Origin of the sequence: Bradyrhizobium sp. 33ap4 (assembly GCF_032654765.1) — a bacterium.
Lineage (GTDB): Bacteria > Pseudomonadota > Alphaproteobacteria > Rhizobiales > Xanthobacteraceae > Bradyrhizobium > Bradyrhizobium australafricanum.
In genome coordinates, this window is sequence record NZ_JAUMTJ010000067.1 from 44,693 (window position 1) to 50,692 (window position 6,000).

The following is a 6,000-nucleotide window of genomic DNA, read 5'->3' on the forward strand; positions in this document are numbered from 1 at the left end:
TGATGAGCGGATTTATTTCGCCGGAAACGGTCGTGCCGGCACGTTGAAGCTGCGTCGGGCGCCGTCGCGATCCGACATGAGGGCGAGAGCGCATGCAGCTTGATGGCTTCGACGTCGTCGTGGTGGGGGCGGGCTTCTTCGGCGCTGTGATCGCCGAGCAGGTGGCGAGCAGGCTCGGCCGCTCCGTCTGCGTGCTCGACCGCCGTCCGCATATCGGCGGCAACGCCTATTCGGAGCTCGACCCCGACAGCGGCGTCGAGGTGCATCGCTACGGCACGCATATCTTCCACACCAATTCCGAGACCGTCTGGCGCTATCTGCACCGCTTCACCGAGTTCACCGGCTACCGTCACCGCGTCTTCACGGTGGCGAAGGGCCGCGTCTATTCGATGCCGATCAACCTTGCGACCGTGTGCGCGGCGTTCGGGCGCGCCATGACGCCGGACGAGGCCCGCGTCGTGATCGCGGCGCAGGCGGCCGCGCACGGCGCCGCGGGGATCGGCAATCTCGAGGACAAGGCAATCGCCTCGGTAGGCCGCACGCTCTACGATCTCTTGATCCGCGGCTATACGCAGAAGCAGTGGCAGACCGATCCGCGTGAGCTTCCGGCCGACATCATCGGCCGCCTGCCGGTCCGCTTCACGTTCGACGATCGCTACTTCGCCGATCGCTATGAGGGCATGCCGGCAGGCGGCTACACCGCGATCTTTCGCCGGATGCTCGATCATCCCAGGATCGCGGTCCACCTCGGCGTCGACTATTTCGACGTCGCCGACCGCATCAATCCGCGGCAGCTCGTGGTCTATACCGGTCCGATCGACCGCTTCTTCGGCTATGCCTGCGGCCATCTCGGCTGGCGCACCGTCGACTTCGAGCGCGAGGTGCACGACGTCGCCGACTACCAAGGCGCCGCGGTCATCAACTATGCCGACGCCGAGGTGCCGTACACCCGCGTCCACGAGTTCAGGCATCTGCATCCGGAGCGGGCGCATGCGCAAGGCCGGACGACGATCTATCGCGAATATTCCCGCTTCGCGGGCCGGAGCGACGAGCCGTATTATCCGATCAACACCGCCGCCGACCGCGCCATGCTCGCCTCCTATCACGCCATGACGGCGTCGCGGCCGAATGTCATTTTCGGTGGCCGGCTCGGCTCGTACAAATATCTCGACATGCACCAGGCGATCGGCGCGGCACTGAAGACGTTCGAGCTCGAGGTCGAGCCGTTCTTCGCGCAGCAAAGCATGCACCGGCGTGACGCGGCCGCGCGCCGCGAAGTCTTGTCGCCCTTGCCGGCGTGATCTAATCCTGCGAGCTGCGGGCAACGAACGCCATAACAAATCGCCCGCGGTCCCCGGTGAGGAAACAATGAGAAAAACCGTTATTGCCGCGGCTGCCGCCGCCACTAGCCTTGCTGTCAGCATCGCCCACGCCGCGCCGCTTCCGGAAACGTCGGCGCACCAGGCCGGTTTCTCGGAGCGGGGGCTGGTGCGGCTCGACGACTTCTTCGCGCGCGAGATCGCGGCCAAGCGCGTGCCCGGCGCCGTGGTGGCGATCGCGCGCGACGGCAAGCTCGTGCATTACAAGGCGTATGGCCAGCTCGATCCGGTGAAGGGCACGCCGATGCCGATCGACGCGGTGTTCGCGTTGGCGTCGATGACCAAGCCGATGGCGGCGGTTGCAGGCCTGACGCTGATGGAGCAGGGCAAGCTGCCGCTGCAGGCCAGGGTCGCCGAGTTCTATCCGGCGTTCGCCGACATGAAGGTCGGCGTGCAGCAGGCCGACGGCTCGCTGAAGATGGAGCCGCAGGCGCAGCCGATCTTCATCCACGATCTCTATCGCCACACCTCCGGCCTGATGTATGGCGGCCGGCCCGACAGCTCGAGCGCGCTGGCGCGGCTCTATCCCGACGGCACCGCGCCGGCGGTCGAGGGCGATACCCAGGCCTTCATCGACCGCATCACCCAGCTGCCTCTGGTGCATCAGCCCGGCACCGAGTTCGAGTACGGCTTCTCGATCGACGTGCTCGGCGCCGTGGTCGAGAAGGTCTCAGGCCAGCGGCTTGGCGAATATCTCGCGGCCAATGTCTGGAAGCCGCTCGGCATGAAGGATGCGACGTTCCACCCGGCCGAGGCGCAGCGCGCGCGGCTGGCGCGTCCGTTCCCCAACGATCCGCTCACGGGCAAGCCGCAAGCCATCAAGCTGCTCGATACACCGTCCAGGTTCGATTGCGGCGGCGCCTGCTCGTTCGCCACCGTCGGCGACTATCTGCGTTTCGGGCAGATGCTGCTCAATGGCGGCGAGCTCGACGGCAAGCGCATCCTCAGCCCCAAGACGGTGCATCACATGACGTCGAACCATCTCGGGCCCGAGATCAAGAACAACGTCGCCGCGGTCGAACCGCATCGCGGCGGCTTCGGCTTCGGGCTGTCGGTCGCGGTGCGGACCGGCGAGGGGCTGTCGTCGGTGCCGGGCAATCCCGGCGAGTTCACCTGGAACGGCGCTTACGGCACCCAGTTCTTCTGCGACCCGAAGGAGCGCCTTGTCGTCGTTGTAGGAACCGCAGCTCCGGGCGAGCTGCGCAAATATTATCGCGAGAATGTGCAGGACATCGTCTACGGCGCGATGGTGAAGTAACGCCTCAGCAGAAAAATCGGACCTCACGTTGCCAGGTTTGCATACGTGGAACGTGGAACAGCAAAAAGGCCCGTCGCTCAAGCCGAGCGACGGACCTTAAATTTTGCGTGGCTACCAGCGCCTGTAGACGCCGGTCAGCGTACCGTTGTTGTTCCCTTCAGGACCCACGTCACCCTGGGTCGAGCTCGGCGTCGGGTGGTTGGTGCCGTTGAACGAACCGTACCAGCCCGGCTCCGCTGGAGAGTACATCACGTCAGGCTGCACGGCCTGATAGCGGGGGCCGCCGTAATATCTCGGACCAGGGTTCCCATAAGGATAGTAGCCTTGTGCGAACGCGCCTGCCGTTGTTGCGATCAGGGACGCCGCGGCGAGGGACAATATCTTGGTCTTTCGTTGCATTCACACTCTCCTTGCTGGTGTCCCGACCAACGACCGCCATGGAGCGGCGTTCCTGATCTGCCATGCATCTCGCAAAGGCAAATCTGCGCGAGCGTGGGATCAGGTTCTTGTGAATGGGCTTGTGCTCCGGGAGGGCGCAGCCGGGCTATGCCCGGCAGGATGCATCCGTCGCCGGCGCGTTATGCTTCTATGGCTATAACGGCGGATGCGCGAGCAGCGCCTCGAAAAGCCGGGGCGGTTCGTAAAAGGAAGCCCGCCACTGCGGCGGGCAAGGTCTCAGGGAGGAAAAACGCCCTGACAAGGGAGCGTGCAGCCAGTCTCCCCGATTCGTGCGCGGCTGCGAAGATCGTATAACTACTGTCATCAGGGCCGGCATTATGCGAATGCTGCTGGGGCCGCGGCCGGTCGGCAAGGGAATGACAAGGCGCGCTAACACTGCGCAATTACAGGGGAAGTTCATGAGCACGTCTGGAGTTTTTGCCCGCGTCGTCGCGGCGATCGGGGCCGGCGCCCTGGCGTGGCGGCGGATGCAGGGCGCGCAGCCCGCGCCCGCCTGGGGTAGCGCGCCAGAGATCCCGCAGGCCAAACCCCAGGGCGCGATCCCGACGCTCAAGATGCCGACGGCGCGGGGCTGGGACAACGACCAGAAGCCGGTCGCCGCGCCCGGGCTCAAGGTCAACGCCTTTGCGGCCGGGCTCGATCATCCGCGCTGGATCAATGTGCTGCCCAACGGCGACGTGCTGATCGCGGAGGCGACGCAGATCGCAGGAAAGCCGCGCAGCGTCTTCCACTATGCGATGCAGGCGACGATGCGGCGCGCCGCGGCGCTCGGCGTCAGCGCCAATCGCATCACGCTGCTGCGCGACCGTGACGGCGACGGCGTCGCCGAAAGTCGCGGCGCCTTCATGGAGGGTTTGAGCCAGCCGTTCGGCATGGCGCTGGTCGGCGACACCTTCTATGTCGGCAACACCGACGGCGTCGTGGCGTTTCCCTACACCGCGGGCGCCGATCGCATCACCGCGCCGGGACGCAAGCTCGTCAGCTTCAAGCCCGACGGGCACTGGACGCGCAGCCTGCTGCCGAGCGCCGACGGCAAGAAGCTTTATGCCGGCGTCGGTTCGCTCAGCAACATCGCCGAGAACGGTTTTGCGGTCGAGGAAGGCCGCGCCGCGATCTACGAGCTCGATCCGGCAGGTGGCACCAGCCGCATCTTCGCCGGCGGCCTGCGCAATCCGGTGGGCATCGCGTGGGAGCCGAGCACCAATGTGCTGTGGACCGTCGTCAATGAGCGCGACGGCCTCGGCGACGAGACGCCGCCGGACTATCTGACCTCGGTACGCGACGGCGGCTTCTACGGCTGGCCTTATTGCTACTGGGGCAAGACGGTCGACGATCGCGTGCCGCAGGATCCGGCGATGGTCGCCAAGGCGATCCAGCCGGACTACGCGCTCGGCGGCCACACCGCCTCGCTCGGCCTGTGCTGGATGCCGCAGGGCACGCTGCCGGGTTTTCCCGACGGCATGGTGATCGGCCAGCACGGCTCGTGGAATCGCTCGACGCTGTCAGGCTACAAGGTGGTGTTCGTGCCGTTCGCGGACGGCCGTCCCGCGGGGCCGCCGCGCGACATCCTTTCGGGCTTCCTCGCGCCGGACGAGAAGGTGTCGTACGGCCGCCCGGTGGGCGTCGCGCTCGGCCCCGACGGCTCGCTGCTGGTGGCCGACGACGTCGGCAACGTGATCTGGCGCGTGACGGCGGCGTAAGCGCCTGCACTTGCGGCAAGACGACTCGAACGGCGCGGCTTCGATCGGAGCCGCGCCGTTTCATTTGGAACAGAGCGTTAGCCTTGACTTACCGTAAGTGTAGACTTACGTTAAATCCAACAACGGACGACACGATCATGATCAGCGCCGAACGCGCGCTCGACGCGCTGGGAGACCCGACCCGCCGCCTGGTGTTCAAGCGGCTGCGTGAGGGCAATCGATCGGTGCAGGAGATCGCCGACGGCCTCAAGGTGAGCCGTCCGGCAGTGTCGCAGCATCTTCGGGTGCTGAAGGACGCCGGCCTTGCCGTGGTGCGGATCGAAGGCACGCGGCGGCTCTATGCCATCGACACCCGCGGGTTGGAGAGCCTGCGCGGCTGGCTCGACGGATTCTGGGACAAGACACTGACCGCCTTCAAGCAAGCGGCCGAACGCGAAGCCGCCAAAGAGAGGAGATCCCGATGACGATGCAAGCGACCTCCGACAATTACGATCCCTACAGCGTCCGCAAGGTGATGAATGTCGAGGCGCCGCCGGCGGTGGCCTGGCGGGTCTTCACCGAGCAGATGGGCACGTGGTGGCCGCTCGCGCATTACAAAATCGGCAAGACCAATGCGGTCGATGCAATCATGGAGCCGCGCGTCGGCGGCCGCTGGTACGAACGCGGCGACGACGGCAGTACCTGCGACTGGGGCAGCGTGCTGCTCTGGGAGCCCCCGTCGCGCCTCGTGCTGTCATGGGATATCACCGCGGACTGGCAATACGATCCGAACCTGAAGACCGAGATCGAGGTGCGCTTCATTGCCGACGGCAAGGACGCCACCCGCGTCGAGCTCGAGCACCGCAAGCTCGACCGTTACGGCGCCCGCGCCGCCGAGATGCGCCGCATCTTCGATACCGAAGGCGATTGGGGCCGGCTGCTCGCGATGTTCGCGGCACGCGCCGCGCAGGGGCCGAAAGCATGACCGCGCGCGGATCGGCAATAGCGCGGCGATGTCAGACAGTCCTGATCTCGCCGCCATCGATGCGCAGCACGGTGCCGGTCATCCAGCGCGCCGGCGGCGACACGGCATAGGCGACGAGGTCGGCGATCTCCTCCGGCGTGCCGAACCGCCTGAGGCCGGCCTGCCTGAGAGTCTGACTCATAAATCACCCAACCTTAGCTGCAGCCGCGAGTCTGCGGGTCAGGAGCCTGATGTGTGCAA

General features: G+C 66.1%; 7 protein-coding genes. 5 read left to right on the top strand and 2 right to left on the bottom strand.

Going from position 1 to position 6,000, the window contains the following annotated elements; translation table 11 throughout:
* The first annotated feature begins 92 nt into the window (after positions 1-92).
* Both glf and Q2M23_RS36270 read left to right on the top strand, forming a co-directional pair.
* Positions 93-1,301 (top strand): UDP-galactopyranose mutase, encoded by a 1,209-nt coding sequence (gene glf / locus Q2M23_RS36265; RefSeq protein WP_316398596.1) that lies wholly within the window; start codon positions 93-95, stop codon positions 1,299-1,301.
* Between the two features lie 67 nt (positions 1,302-1,368).
* A complete protein-coding gene (locus Q2M23_RS36270) occupies positions 1,369-2,637 on the top strand; it encodes a serine hydrolase domain-containing protein (protein WP_316398597.1) in 1,269 nt (422 codons plus the stop codon).
* A 111-nt stretch (positions 2,638-2,748) separates the two neighbouring features.
* On the opposite strand, the gene Q2M23_RS36275 is transcribed toward Q2M23_RS36270, so the two are convergent.
* Positions 2,749-3,036: a hypothetical protein gene (locus Q2M23_RS36275; RefSeq protein WP_075969423.1), complete on the bottom strand. Its 288-nt coding sequence runs from the start codon at positions 3,034-3,036 to the stop codon at positions 2,749-2,751.
* A 458-nt stretch (positions 3,037-3,494) separates the two neighbouring features.
* On the opposite strand from Q2M23_RS36275, the gene Q2M23_RS36280 reads away from it, so the two are divergent.
* The 3 genes from Q2M23_RS36280 to Q2M23_RS36290 all read left to right on the top strand — a co-directional run bounded on the left by Q2M23_RS36280 (position 3,495) and on the right by Q2M23_RS36290 (position 5,760).
* On the top strand, positions 3,495-4,796 hold the full coding sequence (locus Q2M23_RS36280; protein ID WP_316398598.1) for a sorbosone dehydrogenase family protein: 1,302 nt from the start codon (positions 3,495-3,497) through the stop codon (positions 4,794-4,796).
* Between the two features lie 137 nt (positions 4,797-4,933).
* Complete coding sequence (locus tag Q2M23_RS36285; RefSeq protein WP_141340053.1) at positions 4,934-5,260, top strand: ArsR/SmtB family transcription factor; 327 nt, start codon at positions 4,934-4,936, stop codon at positions 5,258-5,260.
* On the top strand, positions 5,257-5,760 hold the full coding sequence (locus tag Q2M23_RS36290) for an SRPBCC family protein (RefSeq protein WP_225646597.1): 504 nt from the start codon (positions 5,257-5,259) through the stop codon (positions 5,758-5,760). Before Q2M23_RS36285 ends, Q2M23_RS36290 begins: the two co-directional genes overlap by 4 nt.
* 31 nt (positions 5,761-5,791) lie before the next feature.
* Here the strand turns inward: Q2M23_RS36290 and Q2M23_RS36295 are convergent, their stop codons facing one another.
* On the bottom strand, positions 5,792-5,941 hold the full coding sequence (locus Q2M23_RS36295) for an SDR family oxidoreductase (protein ID WP_316398600.1): 150 nt from the start codon (positions 5,939-5,941) through the stop codon (positions 5,792-5,794).
* Positions 5,942-6,000 lie beyond the last annotated feature (59 nt).

Bases quoted from the DNA above. Each gene is read 5' to 3' on its own strand.
- glf (WP_316398596.1), top strand. From the start codon at position 93: ATGCAGCTTGATGGCTTCGACGTCGTCGTGGTGGGGGCGGGCTTCTTC.
- Q2M23_RS36270 (WP_316398597.1), top strand. From the start codon at position 1,369: ATGAGAAAAACCGTTATTGCCGCGGCTGCCGCCGCCACTAGCCTTGCT.
- Q2M23_RS36275 (WP_075969423.1), bottom strand. From the start codon at position 3,036: ATGCAACGAAAGACCAAGATATTGTCCCTCGCCGCGGCGTCCCTGATC.
- Q2M23_RS36280 (WP_316398598.1), top strand. From the start codon at position 3,495: ATGAGCACGTCTGGAGTTTTTGCCCGCGTCGTCGCGGCGATCGGGGCC.
- Q2M23_RS36285 (WP_141340053.1), top strand. From the start codon at position 4,934: ATGATCAGCGCCGAACGCGCGCTCGACGCGCTGGGAGACCCGACCCGC.
- Q2M23_RS36290 (WP_225646597.1), top strand. From the start codon at position 5,257: ATGACGATGCAAGCGACCTCCGACAATTACGATCCCTACAGCGTCCGC.
- Q2M23_RS36295 (WP_316398600.1), bottom strand. From the start codon at position 5,941: ATGAGTCAGACTCTCAGGCAGGCCGGCCTCAGGCGGTTCGGCACGCCG.